Here is a 19,466-nt window from a genome sequence, read left to right on the forward strand (position 1 = left end):
CGTGAGGTGAGGGCCCCGGGGCGGAGCATCGCTCCGGGGCCTGCGTCACCGGAAACCCGTGTCGCGTAAGGGAAATCGCATTTTGCCTGGAGATGATGTTGCGAGAAGCCTGCTCGGTCGCTAGACGAGCGGGCAGGCTCCCGGCTCGAGGGCGCCGAGTGCCCGCAGCCACGTACCCACGACCCTCTTCCAGGCACATCAATGTTCCCCCACCATCGTCCTCTCGCGCGTGGCCTCCGCCCCGCGCTGCTGCTGTCCCTCGTGTGCACCGCGACCGCGTCCGCCGACGAGGCGCGTCCCCAGGCCCCGCAGCCCGCGGTCTTCAGCGCCGCCGAGGTGTACTGGGGCTACTCCGACGCCGTCGGCCCGGGCCACTGGGGAGACCTTCCGGGCGCCACCACCTGCGCGACGGGCCAGGAGGAGACGCCCATCGCCCTGGAGACGGCGAGCGCCACGCCCGACACGCAGCCGGCTCCCGTCTTCAACTACCGCCCCACGCGCGTGCGCATGGTCAACACCGGCCACACCGTGGAGTTCCAGTACGACCCGGGCAGCTCCCTGCGCGTGAACGGCCGGGAGTACACGCTGGCGCAATTCCACTTCCACACCCCCAGCGAGCACACCGAGGACGGCAAGCGCTTCCCGCTGGAGATGCACCTGGTCCACAAGGACCCGAGCGGTGCCATCGCGGTGGTGGGCGTCTTCATCAAGCAGGGCGAGCACAACCGCACGCTGAGCAAGGCCTTCAGCCACCTGCCCTGGGAGGAGGGTGACCACAGCGAGCCCGCCGGGGCCACGCTCAACGCGTCCTCGCTGCTGCCGAAGGAGCGGACGTACTTCACGTACCACGGCTCGCTCACCACGCCGCCCTGCACCGAGGGCGTTGAGTGGTTCGTGATGACGCGCCCCATCGAGATGGCCGACGCGCAGATTGCCGCCTTCCAGCGCCTGCCGCACCTCAACCCCAGCAACCGGCCGCTCCAGCGCATCAACGGCCGCACCGTCTATCTTCACACCAGCGCGCGTTGATTCCGTCATGACCCAGACCATCCACGACATTCCGGTGAAGGCCATTGACGGTGCCCAGCTCACGCTGGACCGGTTCAAGGGCAAGGTGCTGCTGGTGGTGAACGTGGCCTCGAAGTGCGGCCTCACGCCGCAGTACGAGGGCCTGGAGAAGCTCTACGAGGACCGGCGCGCGAAGGGCCTCGAGGTGCTGGGCTTCCCGGCCAACGACTTCATGGGCCAGGAGCCGGGCACGGACGCGGAGATTCAAGAGTTCTGCCAGGTGAAGTACGACGTGAAGTTCCCGCTGTTCTCCAAGATCTCCGTGGTCGGCGCGCAGCAGCATCCGCTCTACCAGCGGCTGACGTCCCTGCAGCCGAAGGCCACGGGAGACGGCCCGTTCCGCGAGCGGCTCGCGGGCTACGGCCTGAAGCCGAACGCGGCGCCGGACGTGCTCTGGAACTTCGAGAAGTTCCTCGTCGGCCGCGACGGGCGCGTGGTGGCGCGGTTCGCTCCCGACATCACCGCGGATGACCCGCGCCTCGTGCAGGCCATCGACGCGGAGCTGGCGAAGACCGCCTGAGCGTTGTCTGCCCCGGAGGCGTGAGTGCCGCCTCCGGGGCTGTTTCTTCAGCGAAGCTCCGCGTCCGTCAGCACATGCCCGTGGTTCAGTCGCCGGGGCACGGGCCGGTGGCCTTTCGCCACCATGTCGGCCAGGTCGAACGGGAAGCCCCGCTCGCGCTGGACCTGCTCGGCGCTGGCGACGAGTGACTCGCGCGAGTGCGGCGCCGCCTCCGCCAGCCCCACCAGGATGCGGTTGGAGGTGCCCGCCACGTCGAAGCGGTGGAGCTGGCGGAAGCCCACCTGCCACGTGCGCAGCATGGAGTCGAACAGTGGGTTGGAGTCCGACTCCCAGACGTTGCCCACCACGGCGCCGAACGGCGCCAGCCGTGCCCGCGCCGCCCCGAGGAACTCCCGCGTCGCCAGGTGCGCGGGGATGCTGTCCGGTCCGTAGGCGTCCAGGAAGATGAGTGAGTAGGGCGGGCCGGAGGCCTCGATGAAGCTCCGGCCATCGGCCAGGTGCACGCGGAGGAAGTCGTCCTCCTCGAAGCCGCAGTAGAGCTTCGCCGCCTCCACCACGTCTGGCTCCACCTCCACCGCGTCGATGGGCACATCGGGGAGCATGGCGCGCAGGAACATGGGCACGGCGCCGCCGCCCAGGCCCACCACCAGGATGCGCGAGGGCGCGGGCATGAAGGCCAGCCCCACCATGGACATCCGCGTGTACTGCGCCTCGAGCCGCAGCGGCTCGCCGGGCCACACGACGCTCTGCCGCGCGCCCCCCTCCTCGAAGCGCAGGGTGCGCAGGCCCTGCGGATCCTCCGTGACGACGACGCGGCGACTCACGGTCCGCTCCTAACACGAGGACGGCGCCTCGCACCCACTCCGGCACCTGTCCTGTCGAGTGAACAGGTCCTGTCCTCCCGACCGGTCACCCGCGTGTCCTGAATGACGCAAGTCCCTGGATTCCCGGCGGGGCGGGAGGTGGCCCCGGGCTTGCTCAGGAAGGGCGCGGGGCCGCGAGGCCCCATCACCCCGCAAGAGAGCACCATGCGAACACTCCCCGCTGTCCGCAGATATCTCGGCTTCCTGTCCCTGTCCGTGCTGGCCGCGTGCAACGCGTTGCCCGAAGCAGGGGAGGACGCCGCCCCCGCGTCCGACTCCCAGCCCCTGGCGGTCCCCACCAACTTCCTCTACCGGCAGGGCAAGCAGCTCTACCTCAATGGCGCGCCCTACCAGATGGTGGGCGTGAATGCCTTCTCACTGACGGGCTGCGGCGCGGTGCCCACCGATGCCCAGCTCGATGCCTTCTTCGCCGGGCTGCGCCCCAACAGCCTCACGCGCACGTGGGCCTTCAGGCCGCAAGGACTTGCTCGAATCGAGAAGGTGGTGCGCGCGGCCGAGAAGTACAACCAGAAGCTCATCCTCACGCTCGCCGACGGGCGTAGCTACTGCGGCGAGTGGGACGGCTACAACGGCTCTGACGGCAGCGGCAAGCAGCCCTCCTGGTACTCCAGCGGCTACCGTACGAACTACGTCCCCTGGGTGCGCGAGGTCGTCACCCGCTTCAGGGACTCCGCGTCGGTGGGCATGTGGGAGCTGCTCAACGAGCCCGGAGACGCGGACACCGCCACCATCAAGGCCTTCTTCAACGACGTCAGCACCACCATCAAGCAGCTCGACCCGAACCACCTCATCAGCTCGGGCGCCTGGGCGCCGTGGGCGTACGGTGGCGAGGCGGGCTTCCAGTCCCTCCATGACGTCCCCAACATCGACGTGGGCAGCCTCCACGAGTACGACTACGACTACAACAACGGCAACACCATCGTCTCGCCGCACTTCGGGCCTTCCATCCGTGCGATGAACGCGCTGAACAAGCCGCTCATTATCGGTGAGACGGGCATCAACGCCGCCGACAGCAACTGCCGGACGAACCGCACCACGCGCCGGGACGCCATGCGCCAGAAGTTCCAGCAGTACCTTGGCGGAGGCGCGGCGGCCGTCTTCGTCTGGAACTGGGGGCCCAACGCCACGACGGCGTGCGAGCTCACCTTCGGGCCGAACGACCCCCTCATCCCCATGATTCGGGACTTCCCGCTGGCCGAGGTGCCGCCTCCGCCTCCTCCGGGTGACACCGTGCAGCTCAACGACGCCACGCTCGGAAGCGGAGTGGGGCAGTTCCAGTACGTCGGCACCTGGGAGGCCGGCACCGGCACCGGCAAGTTCCAGCAGGACGACCATTACTCCAGCACCGCCAACGCCTCCTACGGGGTCCTCTTCGAGGGCACGCAGGTGAAGCTGTACGGCTCGGCCGCGTCGCACCACGGCATCGCGTCGGTGTCCGTCGACAACGGCACGCCGGTGGACGTGGACTTCTACGCCTCCGCGCGCCAGGACCAGAAGCTGCTGTGGACCAGCCCCGTGCTCAGCGCGGGGACGCATACCCTCAAGGTGACGGTGTCGGGCCGGAAGAACGCCGCGTCGTCGGGCTTCGTCATCAACGCGGACCGCGTGGACGTGACCCGGCCGCAGGGTGGCGACACGACGGCGCCCACCGTGAGCATCACCCAGCCCACGGGAGGCTCGGTGCCCGTGGGCGCCGTGACGGTGAGCGTGACGGCCAGTGACGCGAGCGGCGTGGCGAGGGCGGAGCTGTGGGTGGACGGCGTGAAGCTGGCCGAGGACCCGACGTCTCCCTATTCCTTCACCTGGAACGCCACCGCCGGTCAGCACTCGCTGGTGGCCAAGGCGCTGGACACCGCTGGGAACCTGGGCACGAGCGCCACCGTCAACCTCTCGGTGGTGGGCCAGCAGCTCGTCGACGTGCAGGTGAACGACGCCGTGGTGGGCACCGGCCTGGAGCAGTTCCTGTACTCCGGCACGTGGCAGACGGGCACGGGCACGGCCAAGTACCAGCAGGATGACCACTACACGTCGACCACGGGCGCGTCCTACACGGTGCGCTTCAACGGCACGCAGGCGCGGTTGTACGGCTCGGCCGCGTCGCACCACGGCATCGCGTCGGTGTCCATCGACAACGGCACGCCGGTGGACGTGGACTTCTACGCCTCCACGCGCCAGGACCAGAAGCTGCTGTGGACCAGCCCCGTGCTCAGCGCGGGGACGCACACCCTCACGGTGACGGTGTCGGGCCGGAAGAACGCCGCGTCGTCGGGCATCATCATCAACGCGGACCGGGTCGACCTGACGGTGCTCCGCTAGTCAGAGGGCGGGCCCTTCCCACGAGTCATGCTGCTAGAGTGCGCCGCGATGCTCGTGGGAAGGGTGAAAGCGAAGTGGCCGGCCGTGTTGCTCGGGGGCTTCGTGCTCCTCCAGCCGCTGTCCGGATTCGCGGCACCGGGGGACTGGTTCTCGGATGACTTCGAGTCGGGCACGCTGCGGTCGAGCGACTCGCCTCCGGGCCGGTGGGACCAGACGGCGGTCGTCAGCCCCAACACCCTCGCCAGCCGGGCGGAGGGCGCGCACCGGGGACGGTACGGGCTCACGGTGTCCGACAGCACGAGCACCGCGGGCTCGCTGGCCAGTGTCATCGCGGTCTCGGACACCCTCGCCTCGGAGTTCCACGTCCGGACGTGGCTGCGCCTTCGGTCCGTCACCGCGTCCGGGCGCATCATCCTCATGCAGGCGCATCCGGCGTTGGTGGAGCTGCGGCTGCTGGAGCAGGGGACGGGGCTCATCTGGGAGCTGTCGGTGCGCAATGGCCCGGAACCGACGTACTTCAGCCTCCATGGCTCGCGGGTGGAGCCGGGGCGATGGTACCTCGTCGAGTTCAGCGTCCGGGGCCTGGGCACCACCTCCGGGGAAGCCCGGCTGTGGGTGGACGGTGTGGCACAGGGCTCGCCGCTGTCCGGGCGCGACTGGAACCATTCGGAGTACGTGTTCAACGAGTTCCAGGTGGGTGAGCCCTGGTCGGACACGGGGACGTTCAAGGGCTTCATCGACTTCGATGACGTACGGGTGAGCGCCGCGCCCATGGCGAGCCGGCTGGAGCTGCGGCGGCCGGCGGTTGCGTCATCCGGGTGCATCGCGGTGGACGTCGCGCTGCGGAGCTCCGCCGCCGCGGTGCCCGCCCCCGCGCCCTACGCGACGGACGTGGACCTTCGCGTGACGGGGAACACGGGCACCTTCCACTCGGATGAAGGCTGCAAGGTTCCGGTGAAGGGCGCGCTCCTGCCCCTGGGCGCTTCCGAGCGGCGTGTGTACTTCCGCCCGGGTGGCACCGCCGGGCGGGCGATGCTGGAGGCGTCGCATCCGGACTTCCTTCCGGCGAAGCTCGACCTGGAGGTGGATGCCGGGGTGGGGCCCGACGCGGTGCCGGACGAAGACGGCGCCGAGGGCCCCTGGACGACGGACCTGGGCTGCGCGTCCGCGCCGGGTGCGCTGTTGGCGCTGCCGTTCCTCCTCGTGCCCTGGCTTCGCCGGAGGCGCGAGCGGCGGACGCCGCGCTGAAGGCCCCTCGCGTCCGAGCGCCTCACGCTGCTTCCACTGACCTTCGTGGATGTGTCTGGCCATTGGCCGCGCGCGCCAGTCGTGTGCGGCGTGCCCGGTCCTGTTCGTCGCCATGGCCATCTGTCCTGTCGAGTGAACAGGACCTGTCCTCGCGAGTAGTCGATTCGCGCTGCTCGGGGGCGTGACTCCCTCTGGAGGGGGAATCGGGACTGGCCGGCATCGCCCTTGCTCCTGGCGCCGGCGCGGTCGCAGACACCTCTTCTTTTTCTTTCCAGAAAGGCATCCCATGTCTCGCACGGCAGGACCCCGCGGCTTCTTCTCACGCGGTCATCTGACGCGGCTCATCGCCGCGGCCATGCTCGCCTTCACCGCGGCGTGCGGCGCGCCCCTCGACAGCGACGCCCAGACGCAAGGGAACTCCGTCGTCGCGATGGACTCCGCGTCCAGCGCGCTCGAGGTCTCCGGCGCGCTGACCATCACCCAGGCCGTCACCGCCACGGACACGTCACTGGAGCGCGGGCAGACGCTGAGCGCGACGGTGACGTACAAGAACAACGGCACCACCGCCGTCGCCACGAAGAACATCGTGCTCACCGCGCGCGCTCCCGGTGGCACGCACGCGGGCGGTCCGTTCCATGACCTGACGCCGCGAATCATCGGCCGCACCCTGCAGCCGGGCGAGAGCGTGACGCTCACCGCGACCCGCGTCATCGCCTCGACGGACCCGCTGGGGACCTGGGAGCTCTACCCGACGTGGGAGGACACCGCGAGCGTCTGGCGTGATGGCACGGGCATCGCCTTCACCGTGGGCACGGGCGGCGGCTCGGACCCCGGCACTTCCGGCCCCTGGCTCTCCGGCGCGGCTGGCGTCGGCGTGGCCTCGGGCAGCTTCGCGACGTGGCGTGGCAGCGCGGTGAAGATCGCCGCCACCTGGTCCGACAACAACGACGCCCAGGTGGGCCTGTGGCAGCTGGACCCGGGCGGCGAGTACGGAAGCTGGCAGACGAACCTGGACATCGCGGTGGGCGCCATCGGCCCGGGCGAGACCTGGGGCGCGGCGGCGGCCGGTGCCTATGACAACCGGTGGCGCCAGTCGCTCACCAACCTGAAGAACAAGTGGGGCAGCCGCCCGGGCACGGTCTACATCCGCTTTGCCCACGAGATGAACGGCAACTGGTATCCGTGGAAGGTGACCGCGGCCGACGCGTCGAACTTCATCGCCGCGTGGAAGCGCTACCGCTCGCTGCAGAAGCAGATCTTCCCGGCCTCCAAGCTGGTGTTCAACGTCAACCGTGAGTCCGTGGGCTCGGGCATCGACTGGCGGAAGACCTTCCCCGGCGCCGCCTACGTCGACGTGATGGGCGTCGACTACTACAACCAGTACCCGTACGTCTCCGACGTGGCCGGCTGGAACGCGGCCATCCAGCAGACGGACGGCTACGGCGCGCCCAAGGGTCTGGCGAAGCACCTGGAGTTCGCCCGCGGCGTGGGCCTGCCGCTGTCCATCTCCGAGTGGTCCGGCAACGCGGACAACGGTGACTCCGTCGTGTTCATCGAGCAGATGCACAACTTCTTCAAGGTCAACGGCGGCACCGGCGCGGGCAAGGTCCTCTACGAGTGCCTCTTCAACGTGGACCGGGACAACCGCCGCTGGATTCTCAACCCGAACACGCGCATGCCGAACTCGGCCGCGCGCTACCAGCAGCTGTTCTGATTCACCGCCGCACCCCGCCCTGACCGCGCTCGCGGTCGGGGCCTCCTCGTTCAGGGGCTCGGGGTGAAGCGCAGTCCGGAGACGCCCAGCAGGTGCGTGCGCTCGTATGAGTCGCTCGACGGGAGCCAGCGTCCGCTGAGCTCCGCGAAGAGGGCGAAGCGCGGGGTGAGGGGCAGGCTGGCCCCGGCGGACAGCCCGGCACCGAGCAGCGCGGGGCCTCCCAGGGCGTATCCGTCGACGGAGAGGAAGAGGGTCACCGGCCCCACGAGCTCCGGCCCCTGTGCGCCGAGTCGCGCGGACGCTCCGAACCGCCGGCCCGCGGTGGCGTTGAGCTCGCCATACACATACGTGCCCGCCAGCCGCGCTCCGGCTTCCATTCCCACGCCCGAGCTTGGAGCGAGGCCCAGCGCGGCCCGGACCTGGGCGCTGAAGGTCAGCTCTCGGGAGTGCGTGCCATCCAGGGCGGTGGGAGAGAGGACGACGCGCACCTGCTCCGTGCGGTGGGGGCGCACGGTGACCTGGAGGGTGGTCAGGCCCGGACCGACCTCCAGCGTGTGCGTGCCAATGGGGACCTGTCCCCGCCAGGGCGCCTGTCCGAGCACCTGTCCATCAAGGCGCAGCTGCGTGCCAGGACAGGCTTCGACCTCGACGGCCAGCTCGCCCCGGAGTCGCCCGCGCAGGCTCTCGAAGAGCGTGACGACGGTGGGCTGAACGCGCTCCGGGTCCAGCCGGACGTCCGGGTCGCTTTCGAGCGCCTGGGCGAAGGCCGCCTCCATCTGGGCGTACTTGCGGAGTGCCGCGTACACCTCGCCCCGGACCAGGTGGAGCTTTGCGCTGCTGGCGTCATCCCGGGAGTTCCGCAGGCCGGCTTCCGCGAGCGAGAGCGAGGACTCGAAGTCTCCTTCGGCAACGGCCTGGAGCGCGGCTTCCAGCTCACGGGGCTCGTCGGAGGGGGTGGCGGCGGAGAGCAGCAGTAGCGACATCACCAACAGGGGAGCGCTCATTCGTGGAGCTCGATGCGTACCACCGCCTTCGCACCTGGGGAAACGTCGACCTCCCGTTGCTGCGGAGCGAAGCCGCCACGCTCCACCCGGACGGAGTGGCGCCCGACGGGCAGGTCGAGCGACACCGGAGTCGCGCCGTGGTGCTTGCCGTCCACGCTGACGTTGGCCCAGACGGCGCGGCCCTGATGCAGGGTGACCACGCGCACCTCGCCCCGCCCCTGGGCGTTTCGCGCTGAGTCGCGCCCGGACGTTTGCGCGAGCGTGGCCCTGGCTCCCCGCGACGTGCCGGGCTTCGCGGACCGGGAGGTCACTTGCTCCGAGGTCGTGGTGCTCCGGGGGCCCGCCTGTTTGACGGACGTCGGTTGCTTGGACGACGGAGCGGTAGGGGGCGCGGTCGCGCTGACCGGAGTCGGTGTGGCGGAAGTCGCCACGACCTGGGGCGGAGGAGGCGTCGGCGCGGTGCCCGGAGTCCGCGTGGCGGATGCGGCCGGGGCCTGTGCTCGGGAGCCCGGCACCCCATCTGGAATGGCCTGCGCGGGCACGGAGCCTGAGCCCAACGTGACGGACGCCGGGTCGGTGAGTGGAGTCCCTGTCATGGACACGGCGGGACGCTCCTCCGGGGCCCGCGACATGAGCACACCGAGAAGGAGCGCCACGACTCCAGCTCCGCCCACGCTCATCAGCGCCAGCCGCCGTGTCCGAGTCCCACGCGGAAGCACGGGCACCGCCGATGATTCATCGGCCCCGCCGGCCACCGGCGCGGGCGTGAGCGCCATCTCCGGAACCGCCGTGCCCGGTCGCACCGCCTCCTCCAGCGCGGTGAGCAGCGCGGGCGCGCGCTCGTAACGCTGCTCCGGGTTCAGCGCGGCGGCGCGCACGAGCACCTCCACGAGCCGCGCGGGAAGCCACGGCGCCTGCTCGCCAATCGCCCGCGCCGCGCCCTGGGGCCCCTCACCGAGGAACCGGCACGTGCTCGCCGGTGGCAGCCCCGTCGCCGCCTCCAGCAACACCAGCCCCAGCGAGTACAGGTCCGCGCGACCATCCACGGGCTCGCCGCGGGCCTGTTCCGGCGCCATGTAGCTGGGCGTGCCGAGCCGCACGCCGCTCTGCGTGGCCTCCGCGCCGCGATGTTCGAAGAGGATGCCGAAGTCGAGCAACGTCGCGTGCCCGCTCGGAGACAGGAAGATGTTGCCCGGCTTGATGTCGCGATGGACGCAGCCGCGTTCGTGGATGAACCCCAGCCCCGCGCAGAGCTGCCGCGCCAGGGAGAGCAGCTCCGGGACGGGCAGGGGCCCCGGGAGCGAGCGCAGGTAGCGCGCCAGCGACATGCCCTCCAGGTGCTTCATCACGATGAAGGGCCGGCCGCCCTCCTGACCCACCGCGTGGATGGGCGTGATGTGCGGATGCTCCAGCCGCGCCATCGCGCGTGCCTCGCGCTCGAAGCGCGCCACGCTCTCCGGGTCTTCGCACAGCGCCTCATGGAGCAGCTTGATGGCCACGCTCCGCTCGAGCGCGAGGTCCCGGGCCCGGTACACCTGCCCCATGCCTCCGGCGCCCAGCGGCTCCTCCAGCCGCCATTTGCCCTCCAGCGTGTCACCGGAATGCAACGGCTGCCGCGTGGACGCGCGTGGGCGCCATCCCGCCTCACCGGCGTGCTCGGTGATGGCGGTGCACTCCGTACACGGAGCGCCGGGAAAGGGGGTGGGCAGACCGCAGGTGGCGCAGACGGGGGGTTGCTTGTGAGGCGCCATGGACGGCCCTATGTTGCCATACCTCATGGGCGCTTCCTCCACCGAACCACTGTCTCCCGGTGCCCTGGCGGAGGGGCGGCCGGCAACACGTGGCCCGCGTTTCCGCGTGGTGGTGGAGATGGGGCCCGATGCGCGTCAGGACCTCCCCCTCGAAGGGACGCTGCTGGTGGGCACGCAGGTGGAGGGGGGCCTCAAGCTGAGCGACCCCACGGTGTCGCGCGTCCACCTGGAGCTGCAGGCCCGCCCGGAGGGCGTGCGGGTGCGGGATGTGGGCTCGCGCAATGGCACCTGGTCGTTGGGTGTGCGCATCCACGAAGTCACCGTGGCGGGCGAGGCCCGCTTCACGCTCGGCAAGACGACGCTGCTCGTGATGCCTGAGTCGTCCGACGAGGCCGAGGCCCCCGCGCCACGCACCTCCTTCGGCCGCGCGCTGGGGCAGAGCGCGGTGATGCAGCGTCTCTTCGGCGTGCTGGAGCGCACCGCGCGCTCGTCCTTCTCCGTGCTGCTCCTGGGCGAGACGGGCACCGGCAAGGAACTGCTGGCCGAGGCCATCCACCAGGCCTCCCCCCGTGGCAATGGCCCGTTCGTCATCGTGGACTGCGGCGCGGTGGTGCCCTCGCTCATCGAGAGCGAGCTGTTCGGCCACGCGAAGGGCGCCTTCACGGGCGCACACACCGAGCGCCGGGGGCACCTCGCGGAGGCGCACGGTGGCACCGTCTTCCTCGACGAGGTGGGCGAGCTTCCCCTGGAGCTCCAGCCGAAGCTGCTCCGGGTGCTGGAGTCGGGCACGGTGCGCCGCGTGGGTGACAACGCCCAGCGCGACGTGGACGTGCGCGTGGTGGCGGCCACGCACAGGGACTTGAAGGCCGAGGTGGCCGCGGGGCGCTTCCGGGCGGACCTGTACTACCGGCTCGCGGTGGTGCCGGTGCGGGTGCCCGCGCTGCGCGAGCGCGCCGAGGACATTCCCCTGCTGGCGCGTCACCTCTTTGAACAGGCGGGCCAGCCGGACTTCCCGATGACGGACGCGCTGGTGCAGCGGCTGGTGGCCTACGACTGGCCTGGCAACGTGCGCGAGCTGCGCAACTTCGTGCACCGCGTGCTCGCGGCGGGCGAGGTGGAGCTGCCGGATGAACGTCCCGTCACCGTGGCGGTGCCCCCGGCGGAGGACCTCAGCGGGCTGACGTTCAAGGAGGCCAAGGAGCGGATGGTGGAGGCCTTCACCCGCGAGTACCTCACGGCGCTGCTCGCGCGCTGTGGCAACAACGTCTCCGAGGTGGCGCGGACCGCGGGACTGGCTCGCAGCCACGTCCACGGCCTGCTCAACCGCTACGGGCTGAAGGGAAGCTGAGCCGTCCGGACGCTAGTGCTTCGGCGCCACGGGCGGCCGGGAGATGTCCCCGGTCCGCGTGATGGTGGCCTCCGCTGCCGGTTGATGCTGGCTCCACGGCAGGCGCCCCGAGCCGGGAAGCCAGGGCGCCACCAGCGCGGCCAGCTCGGGAAGGCCCACCATGGGGGCGCCAGCGGCGCGCAGGCACTGGTCGAGCACCGTGCGCACCTCCAGCAGCGAGGGCCGTCGCGAGGGCTCCTTCGCGAGGGCCGCCGTCACGCAGCGCCGGAGCGGCTCGGGGACGGGATTGCGCAGCGTCTCGAGTCCTCCGGGGACCTCCGTCAGCACCGCCTCCAGTGTCCGCGAGGGATGGGGCCGCCGCATGGGCTGCACACCGGAGAGCATTTCGAAGAGCGTCAGCGCCAGACCATGCACGTCCGTCCGGGCCTCCACCGGCTCCTGACGGAGCTGCTCGGGCGAGGCGTACTCCAGCCGAGCCTTGACGGTGCCGGGCTGCGTCTCCGCCAGCCGTCCAATCCTGCACGCGATGCCGACGTCGAGCAGCTTCACCGCGCCCGTGTCGGCGACCATGACGTTGCCGGGGTGGAGGTCGCGGTGGACGAGCCCCAGCGGCTGGCCCTCGCGCCCGCGCAGCGCGTGGAGGTACGCCAGCGCCTCGGCCACGTGCGAGGCGATGCGCACTGCGTGAGGCCACGGCAGTGGCCCCTGACCCGCGGCGCGGCGGGACTCCAGCAGCTGGGCCAGGGTGAGGCCGTGCACGTACTCGAACACGAGGAACAGGAGCCCGTGGTCCTGGCCGAAGTCGCGCAGCCGCGCGAGGGACGGATGGTTGAGCAGGGTGGCCAGGTGCGCCTCGTCCAGGAACTGGCGCAACCACGCCTCGTCGCCCGCGTCCTCCGGCCGCATGCGCTTGAGCGCCACCAGCCGGTCCGGCCCCACCGCGTCCTTCACCTCCGCGAGGAACACCTCGGACATGGCACCGAGGGCCAGACGCTTGAGGAGGATGAAGTCATCGAGGCTGGGAGCCCGCCGCATGGAGGTTCGACTGTATTCCGGGGCTCTCCACTTTCAGAAGCAGGCAAGGGGCCGTGCGCCCGACATTCGCGGGGTTCCGGCCCGGTAAATCGCGCGGCAAGGCGTTGATTTCACGGGACTTTGGCGCGTGGAGCGGGCAGGGTCCGACGCCGCTGTTCCGGAATGGGTGGGGTTGCCCCCCTGTTCCACCACGTCCCCGAGCGGTTCGGCCCCTCAAGCCCTATCGCGCACCGCCAGGCGCCCCGAGCCGAAGCTCGAACGGGCGCGCTGCGCGGGCCTCCTCCCTCTCTCTGGGAGGAGGCGGGCTCACCGATGCCGTACTTCAGGACTCCATGACTTTCGACGAACTTCAGCTTCACGACTCCCTCCTGCGCGCGGTCAAGGCCGAGGGCTACACGACGCCCACGCCCATCCAGACCAAGGCGATTCCGCATGCGCTGCTGGGCAAGGACGTGCTCGGCGTGGCGCAGACGGGCACCGGCAAGACGGCCGCCTTCGCGCTGCCCATCCTCCAGCGCCTGTCCGCGAAGGCGCCCGCCAATGGCGCGCGGCCCGTGCGCTGCCTCGTGCTCACCCCCACCCGCGAGCTGGCGGGGCAGGTGGGTGAGAGCTTCGCCACCTACGGCAAGCACCTGCCGCTGCGCCACGCGGTCATCTTCGGCGGCGTGGGCCAGACGCCGCAGGTCGAGACGCTCAAGCGCGGCGTGGACGTGCTCGTGGCCACGCCCGGGCGACTCCTCGACCTGATGGAGCAGGGCTTCGTGTCCCTGCGCTCGCTCGAGGTGTTCGTGCTCGACGAGGCGGACCGGATGCTCGACATGGGCTTCATCCATGACGTGCGCAAGGTCATCAAGGCGCTGCCCCTGAAGCGGCAGACGCTCTTCTTCAGCGCGACGATGCCGCCGGAGATTGTGGACCTGTCGCGCAGCATCCTCACGGACCCCATCCGCGTGGAGGTGACGCCCGTCTCCAGCACCGCGGAGACCGTGTCCCAGCAGGTGTACTTCGTGGAGCGCGAGCAGAAGCGCGGCCTGCTGACGCACCTCCTCAAGGAGGGCCGCATCCCGCGCGCGCTGGTCTTCACCCGCACGAAGCACGGCGCCAACCGCGTGGCGAAGCAGCTGGAGGGCGCGGGGGTGCATGCCGCGGCCATCCACGGCAACAAGAGCCAGAACGCCCGTGAGCGCGCGCTGGACGACTTCCGCACCGGCTCCATCCGGGTGCTGGTGGCCACGGACATCGCGGCGCGCGGCATCGACATCGACGGGCTGAGCCACGTCATCAACTACGACCTGCCCAACGTGCCGGAGCAGTACGTGCACCGCATCGGCCGCACGGGCCGCGCGGGCGCGAGCGGCACGGCGCTGTCCTTCTGCGACGCCGAGGAGCGCGCGTACCTGCGCGACATCGAGCGCACCATCCGCCGCAGCGTGCCCGTGGTGGAGGACCACCCGTACCGCGCGGGCCGTCCGGGTCCGCGCCCGGCGGACTTCTCGGCTCCGGCCGAGAGGGACGAGCGCCCCGAGCGCGCCGAGGGCGGCAACCGCAATGGCGGACGTCCCGCGCAGCACGCGCGTGGCTCGGGCCATGGTGGTGGGAATGGTGGTGGCGGCGGGCATCCGTCGGGCCAGTCGCGGCGCCGTCGGGGTGGCCGGGGTGGTGGCCGCGGCGAGGGTCGTCCCGAGGGCAACCGGATGGCGCAGGGCGGTGGAGGCTCCGGTGGTAACCGGGGTGGCTCGCAGTCCTCGCGTGGGCAGGGTTCCGCGCAGCCGCGTCCGGCCGCCGTCGGTGGTCACGCGCCGGCGAAGGCTCCCGAGGCTCCGCCCCCGGCGCCCCGGCGTCCGTCGCCGAAGTGGTTCTGATTCAGGACGCGGAGCCAGCTCGCCCCTCCCGCAATAGGAGGGGGGCGTTGGGCTCATTCGAAGCGGCCGGAGTCTGAGGGCAGGCCCGGCCCGGGCCCATGTGCGGAATGGAACCTCCATTCCGCCAAGGTCTGCCGCCGCTCCGGGCCGCTCCATCCGGAATGGAACCTCCATTCCGCGGAAGTCCGCGAGCCCCCGGCCATCCCGGGGACCGCCGTCGCGAGGCCGTTCCCTGGGCGACTCCTGTCCGGAATGGAACCTCCATTCCACGTTCGCCGGCCCGTGCGAGGTCCCGAGTCATGGCGGACGGCCAGCCAGCCCGTTCGCCATCCTGGCCGCCCACCGGACGCGATGACGTGCCATCCGCGAATCGGTGCCCCACCTTCGTCCTGTCCGGCGCACGGAGCGCGGGCAGGAGGAGGGCAGGGGACATGAGCAGGCGGGCGGTCATCGCGGGAGGCGGGTTGGCCGGGCTCACCTGCGCGAAGCTGCTGGTGGACGCGGGCTGGGCGGTGACGGTGGTGGAAGGGCTCCCCTATCTCGGAGGCCGGGCCTCCACGTTCCGCGACGCGGACGGCGACTGGGTCGAGCAGGGCCTGCACCTGTTCATCGGCGCCTACACCGAGTTCAAGTCCCTGCTGAACAGCATCGGCGTGCCGTACGACACGGTGGTGTTCTGGATGGAGCAGCTCCAGCTCCAGGACACGGAAGGCCCCGCCGAGGCCATCTTCAACATCAATCCCATCCGCTCACCGCTGAAGACGCTGACCAGCGTGCTGGGCAACAACGACTATCTCGGTCCGTTGGACAAGCTGTCGCTGCTCCCGTTCGCGGCGCCGGGGCTTTTGCCCTACGACGCGCTCCGCGAGCAGTTCGACAACCAGACGGTGGTGGACTGGTGGCGCAAAGCCAACGGCGACGCGCGGGTGATGGAGCGCTTCGTGCGCCCCTTCTGCCGGGGCATCCAGTTCAGCGAGCCCGAGCAGTTCTCCGCCTTCAACTTCCTCACGTGGATCCACCACCTCGTGACGCACCTGCCGAGCGCGCTGCTGGCCGGCTACCGGGGACCTCGCGACACGCTCATCTTCCAGCCGCTGGCGCGCTACCTGAAGGAGCGGGGCGCGGTCATCCGCACCGGCGTGAAGCTGGAGGAAATCCTCCACGAGCCCGCGACGGGTGGAGCCGCGGGCCTCGGGAAGCTCAAGGGCTTCGGGCTGCAGGGCGGCGAGCGTCTGGATGCGGATGTCTACGTGGCGGCGCTCCCGGTGTGGAACCTGGTGCCGCTGGTGCCCGAGCCGCTCCGTGCCGACCCGTTCTTCGCGAGCCTCGCCGACCTGCCCGTGGCGCCGGCCATCTCCGTGCAGCTCTGGTTCGACCAGGAGGTGGTGACACACGAGCGCTTCGTCCTCGTGGGCCACAGCGAGGCCTGCGTGTATCAGGACCAGTCGCGCAACGCGTACCCGACATCCCAGGGCAGCCGGGTGTCCTTCATCGTCTCGCCCGCGGACGTGCTGCAATTCGAGTCGGACGAGGCGCTGGTGGCGAGGGTGCTCGAATCCTTCCGGAAGGTGGTGCCCGCGGCGCGAGACGCGCAGGTGCGCAAGTCGGTGGTGCTCAAGCACCCGAAGCACCTCGTACGCCCGCTGCCCGGAGCCATGTCCCGCCGGCCGGCGCAGGCCACGCCCGTGCCCAACTTCTTCCTCGCGGGCGACTGGACGCAGCAGCCCTTCTTCGGCTCGCAGGAGGGCGCGGTGCGCGGTGGCAAGGCGTGCGCCGAGGCCATCCTCGGTCGCTACCCGTCGGCGATGTGAGGCGGGCGCGGGAACGAGGTCCCGCGCCACACCGGAAGCCGCTGCTCAGTTGTGCGGCGGGAAGGCGGCGGGCTGCCCGGTGCCGCCGTTGCCCTCGGGCTGGGGACCGGAGTGCTTCTCCTGCGGGGTGGAGCGGTCGTCGCCCTTGTGACGGACGGGCTCCTCCTCACCGGCGCCCTGACGCGTCACCGGCTTCTCCTCGGGCATGTTCGGCTTCTGCGTGGCCATGGGTGTCTCCGTTCGTTGGACAGTTTCCGTCCAAGGTGCGCATGGCACGGCGTCACGGCACGGCGGGCGCGCTGGCTCTTCCCGCGCCGGGAGACCCTCTCGCGAGCTGGCGCCCCTCCAGTGGTTCCACCAGGGGCTCGCCCGCCCGCCCGCTCCCCGATGGTCGCATGGTAGCTTCCGCGCCAAGGCCCGGTGCTCCGAGGGTGACCCACCATGCACGTTCCGCGTGCACAGACTGTTCGCCACGCATCGCCCGAGGGCTCCTGGGAGCTGGTGCTCGGCGCACCGGACCCGCGGCTCCGCAGGTACGTGCTGGACACGTACATCGGCTATCACGAGCAGGCGCCGGGTCCCGTCCGCCGCCGCGAGCTGCCCTCGCCGAAGGCGGTGCTCATCTTCGACTTCGGCCCGCCGCTTCGCATCCTCGACTCGCGCGCTCCGGATGACCCGGGCCGCGCCGCGCGCCACGAGCCAGGCTTCGCCGCGGGCCTGGACGACACCTTCTCCATCACCGAGACGCCGGGCGTCATGAGCGGCCTGCAGGTCTACTTCACGCCCATTGGCGCGAGGCTGTTCTTCGGAATGCCCATGCGCCTGCTGGCGCGGAGGGTGGTGGGGCTCGGAGACGTCCTCGGCGTCGAGGGACTCCGGCTGCGGGAGCGGCTGCTGCACACGCCGAGCTGGGAGGCCCGCTTCGCGCTGCTCGACCACTTCATCCTCCGCCGCATCCACGAGGCACGGGCCATCTCCGACTGCGTGACGTGGGCCTGGCAACGCATCCTCGCGAGCGGCGGCGGGGTGGAGATTGGCGCGCTGGCGGACGAGCTGGGCTACAGCCAGAAGCACCTCATCACCCTGTTCAACGAGGACCTGGGCCTGCCCCCGAAGCTCCTGGCCCGGCTCGTCCGCTTCGATCGCGTCATCCAGGCGCTGAAGACGAGCGCCGGAAGGAGCTGGGCGAGCCTCGCTCTCGAGCACGGCTACTTCGACCAGGCCCACCTCATCCGCGACTTCCGCCAGTTCACGGGGAGCCCACCCGGCGAGTACCTCCGCCGTCAGCTCCCGGGCATGGGCGGCACGCGGGGCGATTGACAACCCGCGTCACGTCTTTCGGAACGGGCCAACTTTCCAGGTTGGTCTCGGTTCCCATAGCGTAGACGCACGCATGCCGACCGAGGTCACCGTCCAGTCCACGTTGTTCGAGTCCCTCGTCCGCTTCCTCAAGCCCGACGCGAAGCTGCGCGCCGAGTTCCTCGCCGCCGGCTACGACATCGACAAGCCGCGCGCCACGTACCCGGCCTCCGTGTACCTCGCCTGCCAGAGCGTGGCGGTGCGGCACCGGTACCCGGACCGCGAGCGCAGGGACGCGCTGCGGGAGATGGGGCGCGAGACGGTGCGCACCTACTTCGACACGCTGGTGGGCCGCGTGGTGGGCGTGGGCCTGAAGATGGCGGGCCCCGAGCGCGCCATGAAGCGGGTGGGGCTGAGCTTCAGCTCGGTGGTCTCCCCGGTGGACATCCAGACCGAGCAGCTGGCGCCCGCCGACTGGCGCGTGCGCTTCCGCGGCTATCCCTTCCCAGCGGAGGCCGCCATGGGCACCTGCGAGGGCGCGCTGCGGCAGGCCGGAGCCACCGCGCCCCGCGTCGAGGTGGAGCGCTACGAGGGCATCGACGGCTTCGACCTGCGCATCCGCTGGTGAGTGGGAGGCGGTACCCGGCATCGAGCCGCCGCCTCTCGCCTGCACGAGGCGGGCGTGCAGTCCGCCGCGCTCGGGAGTGACGATACTGACTGTGTCACTTGGGGCATGTCGGATGCCGTACCCGGGCGGGCTACTGTCGGCCCTTTCTGGGAGGACCCCGCATGCCGAAGAAGTTCAAGGGTGCCAGCGCCGTGGTGCTGGGCGGTCTCGTGCTGCTCGTGTCCCTGCATGAGTCCCTCGCCGCGCCGCCAGCCAGGGGCGAGAAGCCCGTGGCCGTGGTCCTGGGCCGCGAGATTCCCCGGGAGGCATTGGCGCCGGACGAAAAGACGCGCCAGTCCCGGCGCGCCGCCATGAAGCCGGAGGAGTATGCCCGCTGGGAGTCCAGCTACGAGGTGCAGCGGCTCCAGGAGCGCGTGCTGGGCCCGCTCCTGAAGGCCTACGCCCAGCGGAAGGGGCTGGAGCCCACGAAAGAGGAACTCCAGGCCTTCGATGCCGCGAGCTCCAAGGGCATGGAGGAGAGCCTCGCCCGGACGAAGAAGGACCTCGAGAGCCTGCGCGCGGAGCTCCAGCGCGAAGACCTGACGCCCGAGAAGCGCCGGGCGCTCCAGGCCCGGCTGGAGTCGGCGGAGCAGGTCGTGCGGCTCCTGTCGGAGGACGTGGACAGGGCACCCTCCATGGGCGCGAAGGGCTCGGACATGGTGGCCCGCTCCATGGTCCTCTCGTGGAAGACGCAGCGCGCGCTGCACCGCGAGTACGGAGGCGACATCATCTTCCAGCAATCGGGCCCCGAGGCCGTGGGGGCCTACCTGCCGTTCCTGGAGGAGCGCCAGAAGGCGGGGGACTTCAAGCTCCTCGACGAGGAGCTGTCCCGCCGCTTCTGGGAGCACGTGCGAAAGGCGCCGGGCATCCGAATCAAGCAGGACGCGCTGGAGACGCCCTGGTGGTTGAAGAAGCCTGAGCCGAGCCCGAAGCGCTGAA

General features: G+C 70.8%; 16 protein-coding genes. 11 read left to right on the forward strand and 5 right to left on the reverse strand.

From position 1 onward, the window contains the following. Positions 1–201: 201 nt before the first annotated feature. Together HG543_RS07845 and HG543_RS07850 are read left to right on the forward strand one after the other, a co-directional pair. The gene (locus tag HG543_RS07845; protein ID WP_169344067.1) at positions 202–1,029 is read left to right on the forward strand and encodes a carbonic anhydrase; all 828 of its coding nucleotides are present in this window, start codon (positions 202–204) and stop codon (positions 1,027–1,029) included. A gap of 7 nt (positions 1,030–1,036) precedes the next feature. Further along, on the forward strand, positions 1,037–1,588 hold the full coding sequence (locus tag HG543_RS07850; protein ID WP_169344068.1) for a glutathione peroxidase: 552 nt from the start codon (positions 1,037–1,039) through the stop codon (positions 1,586–1,588). Positions 1,589–1,635: 47 nt separating this feature from the next. On the opposite strand, the gene HG543_RS07855 is transcribed toward HG543_RS07850, so the two are convergent. Then, positions 1,636–2,412, reverse strand: a complete 777-nt coding sequence (locus HG543_RS07855; RefSeq protein ID WP_169344069.1) for a fused MFS/spermidine synthase — start codon at positions 2,410–2,412, stop codon at positions 1,636–1,638. Between the two features lie 204 nt (positions 2,413–2,616). On the opposite strand from HG543_RS07855, the gene HG543_RS07860 reads away from it, so the two are divergent. The 3 genes from HG543_RS07860 (at position 2,617) to HG543_RS07870 (ending at position 7,750) form a co-directional block, all read left to right on the forward strand. Beyond that, entirely contained in the window at positions 2,617–4,788 is a 2,172-nt protein-coding gene (locus HG543_RS07860; protein ID WP_169344070.1) for an Ig-like domain-containing protein, read from the forward strand. Between the two features lie 63 nt (positions 4,789–4,851). Continuing rightward, the gene (locus HG543_RS07865) at positions 4,852–6,036 is read left to right on the forward strand and encodes a LamG-like jellyroll fold domain-containing protein (RefSeq protein ID WP_169344071.1); all 1,185 of its coding nucleotides are present in this window, start codon (positions 4,852–4,854) and stop codon (positions 6,034–6,036) included. Positions 6,037–6,322: 286 nt separating this feature from the next. Continuing rightward, on the forward strand, positions 6,323–7,750 hold the full coding sequence (locus HG543_RS07870; RefSeq protein WP_169344072.1) for a glycosyl hydrolase: 1,428 nt from the start codon (positions 6,323–6,325) through the stop codon (positions 7,748–7,750). A gap of 50 nt (positions 7,751–7,800) precedes the next feature. On the opposite strand, the gene HG543_RS07875 is transcribed toward HG543_RS07870, so the two are convergent. Both HG543_RS07875 and HG543_RS07880 read right to left on the reverse strand, forming a co-directional pair. Then, entirely contained in the window at positions 7,801–8,754 is a 954-nt protein-coding gene (locus tag HG543_RS07875) for a hypothetical protein (protein ID WP_169344073.1), read from the reverse strand. Next, positions 8,751–10,361, reverse strand: a complete 1,611-nt coding sequence (locus tag HG543_RS07880) for a serine/threonine-protein kinase (RefSeq protein WP_169344074.1) — start codon at positions 10,359–10,361, stop codon at positions 8,751–8,753. Before HG543_RS07880 ends, HG543_RS07875 begins: the two co-directional genes overlap by 4 nt. A 154-nt stretch (positions 10,362–10,515) precedes the next feature. On the opposite strand from HG543_RS07880, the gene HG543_RS07885 reads away from it, so the two are divergent. Further along, positions 10,516–11,853: a sigma 54-dependent Fis family transcriptional regulator gene (locus HG543_RS07885; RefSeq protein ID WP_246356835.1), complete on the forward strand. Its 1,338-nt coding sequence runs from the start codon at positions 10,516–10,518 to the stop codon at positions 11,851–11,853. Between the two features lie 12 nt (positions 11,854–11,865). Here HG543_RS07885 and HG543_RS07890 read toward each other — a convergent pair whose 3' ends face one another. After that, positions 11,866–12,888 (reverse strand): serine/threonine-protein kinase, encoded by a 1,023-nt coding sequence (locus HG543_RS07890; RefSeq protein WP_169344075.1) that lies wholly within the window; start codon positions 12,886–12,888, stop codon positions 11,866–11,868. A 332-nt stretch (positions 12,889–13,220) separates the two neighbouring features. On the opposite strand from HG543_RS07890, the gene HG543_RS07895 reads away from it, so the two are divergent. Next, complete coding sequence (locus tag HG543_RS07895) at positions 13,221–14,750, forward strand: DEAD/DEAH box helicase (RefSeq protein WP_169344076.1); 1,530 nt, start codon at positions 13,221–13,223, stop codon at positions 14,748–14,750. A 431-nt stretch (positions 14,751–15,181) separates the two neighbouring features. Beyond that, entirely contained in the window at positions 15,182–16,561 is a 1,380-nt protein-coding gene (locus HG543_RS07900; protein WP_169344077.1) for a hydroxysqualene dehydroxylase, read from the forward strand. A 45-nt stretch (positions 16,562–16,606) separates the two neighbouring features. On the opposite strand, the gene HG543_RS07905 is transcribed toward HG543_RS07900, so the two are convergent. After that, on the reverse strand, positions 16,607–16,789 hold the full coding sequence (locus HG543_RS07905; RefSeq protein ID WP_169344078.1) for a hypothetical protein: 183 nt from the start codon (positions 16,787–16,789) through the stop codon (positions 16,607–16,609). A gap of 213 nt (positions 16,790–17,002) precedes the next feature. Here HG543_RS07905 and HG543_RS07910 point away from each other — a divergent pair, with 213 nt between their 5' ends. The 3 genes from HG543_RS07910 to HG543_RS07920 all read left to right on the forward strand — a co-directional run bounded on the left by HG543_RS07910 (position 17,003) and on the right by HG543_RS07920 (position 19,465). Beyond that, the gene (locus HG543_RS07910) at positions 17,003–17,881 is read left to right on the forward strand and encodes an AraC family transcriptional regulator (RefSeq protein ID WP_169344079.1); all 879 of its coding nucleotides are present in this window, start codon (positions 17,003–17,005) and stop codon (positions 17,879–17,881) included. A 73-nt stretch (positions 17,882–17,954) separates the two neighbouring features. Next, the gene (locus HG543_RS07915) at positions 17,955–18,488 is read left to right on the forward strand and encodes a DUF2378 family protein (RefSeq protein ID WP_169344080.1); all 534 of its coding nucleotides are present in this window, start codon (positions 17,955–17,957) and stop codon (positions 18,486–18,488) included. A 161-nt stretch (positions 18,489–18,649) separates the two neighbouring features. Beyond that, a complete protein-coding gene (locus HG543_RS07920) occupies positions 18,650–19,465 on the forward strand; it encodes a hypothetical protein (RefSeq protein ID WP_169344081.1) in 816 nt (271 codons plus the stop codon). Position 19,466 lies beyond the last annotated feature (1 nt).

Source organism: Pyxidicoccus fallax (genome assembly GCF_012933655.1).
In the GTDB taxonomy this organism is placed as follows: domain Bacteria; phylum Myxococcota; class Myxococcia; order Myxococcales; family Myxococcaceae; genus Myxococcus; species Myxococcus fallax.

Excerpts from the sequence above, each read along its gene's own strand:
- HG543_RS07845 (WP_169344067.1), top strand. The coding sequence starts at position 202 with ATGTTCCCCCACCATCGTCCTCTCGCGCGTGGCCTCCGCCCCGCGCTG.
- HG543_RS07850 (WP_169344068.1), top strand. The coding sequence starts at position 1,037 with ATGACCCAGACCATCCACGACATTCCGGTGAAGGCCATTGACGGTGCC.
- HG543_RS07860 (WP_169344070.1), top strand. The coding sequence starts at position 2,617 with ATGCGAACACTCCCCGCTGTCCGCAGATATCTCGGCTTCCTGTCCCTG.
- HG543_RS07870 (WP_169344072.1), top strand. The coding sequence starts at position 6,323 with ATGTCTCGCACGGCAGGACCCCGCGGCTTCTTCTCACGCGGTCATCTG.
- HG543_RS07875 (WP_169344073.1), bottom strand. The coding sequence starts at position 8,754 with ATGAGCGCTCCCCTGTTGGTGATGTCGCTACTGCTGCTCTCCGCCGCC.
- HG543_RS07885 (WP_246356835.1), top strand. The coding sequence starts at position 10,516 with ATGTTGCCATACCTCATGGGCGCTTCCTCCACCGAACCACTGTCTCCC.
- HG543_RS07890 (WP_169344075.1), bottom strand. The coding sequence starts at position 12,888 with ATGCGGCGGGCTCCCAGCCTCGATGACTTCATCCTCCTCAAGCGTCTG.
- HG543_RS07895 (WP_169344076.1), top strand. The coding sequence starts at position 13,221 with ATGACTTTCGACGAACTTCAGCTTCACGACTCCCTCCTGCGCGCGGTC.
- HG543_RS07900 (WP_169344077.1), top strand. The coding sequence starts at position 15,182 with ATGAGCAGGCGGGCGGTCATCGCGGGAGGCGGGTTGGCCGGGCTCACC.
- HG543_RS07905 (WP_169344078.1), bottom strand. The coding sequence starts at position 16,789 with ATGGCCACGCAGAAGCCGAACATGCCCGAGGAGAAGCCGGTGACGCGT.
- HG543_RS07910 (WP_169344079.1), top strand. The coding sequence starts at position 17,003 with ATGCACGTTCCGCGTGCACAGACTGTTCGCCACGCATCGCCCGAGGGC.
- HG543_RS07915 (WP_169344080.1), top strand. The coding sequence starts at position 17,955 with ATGCCGACCGAGGTCACCGTCCAGTCCACGTTGTTCGAGTCCCTCGTC.
- HG543_RS07920 (WP_169344081.1), top strand. The coding sequence starts at position 18,650 with ATGCCGAAGAAGTTCAAGGGTGCCAGCGCCGTGGTGCTGGGCGGTCTC.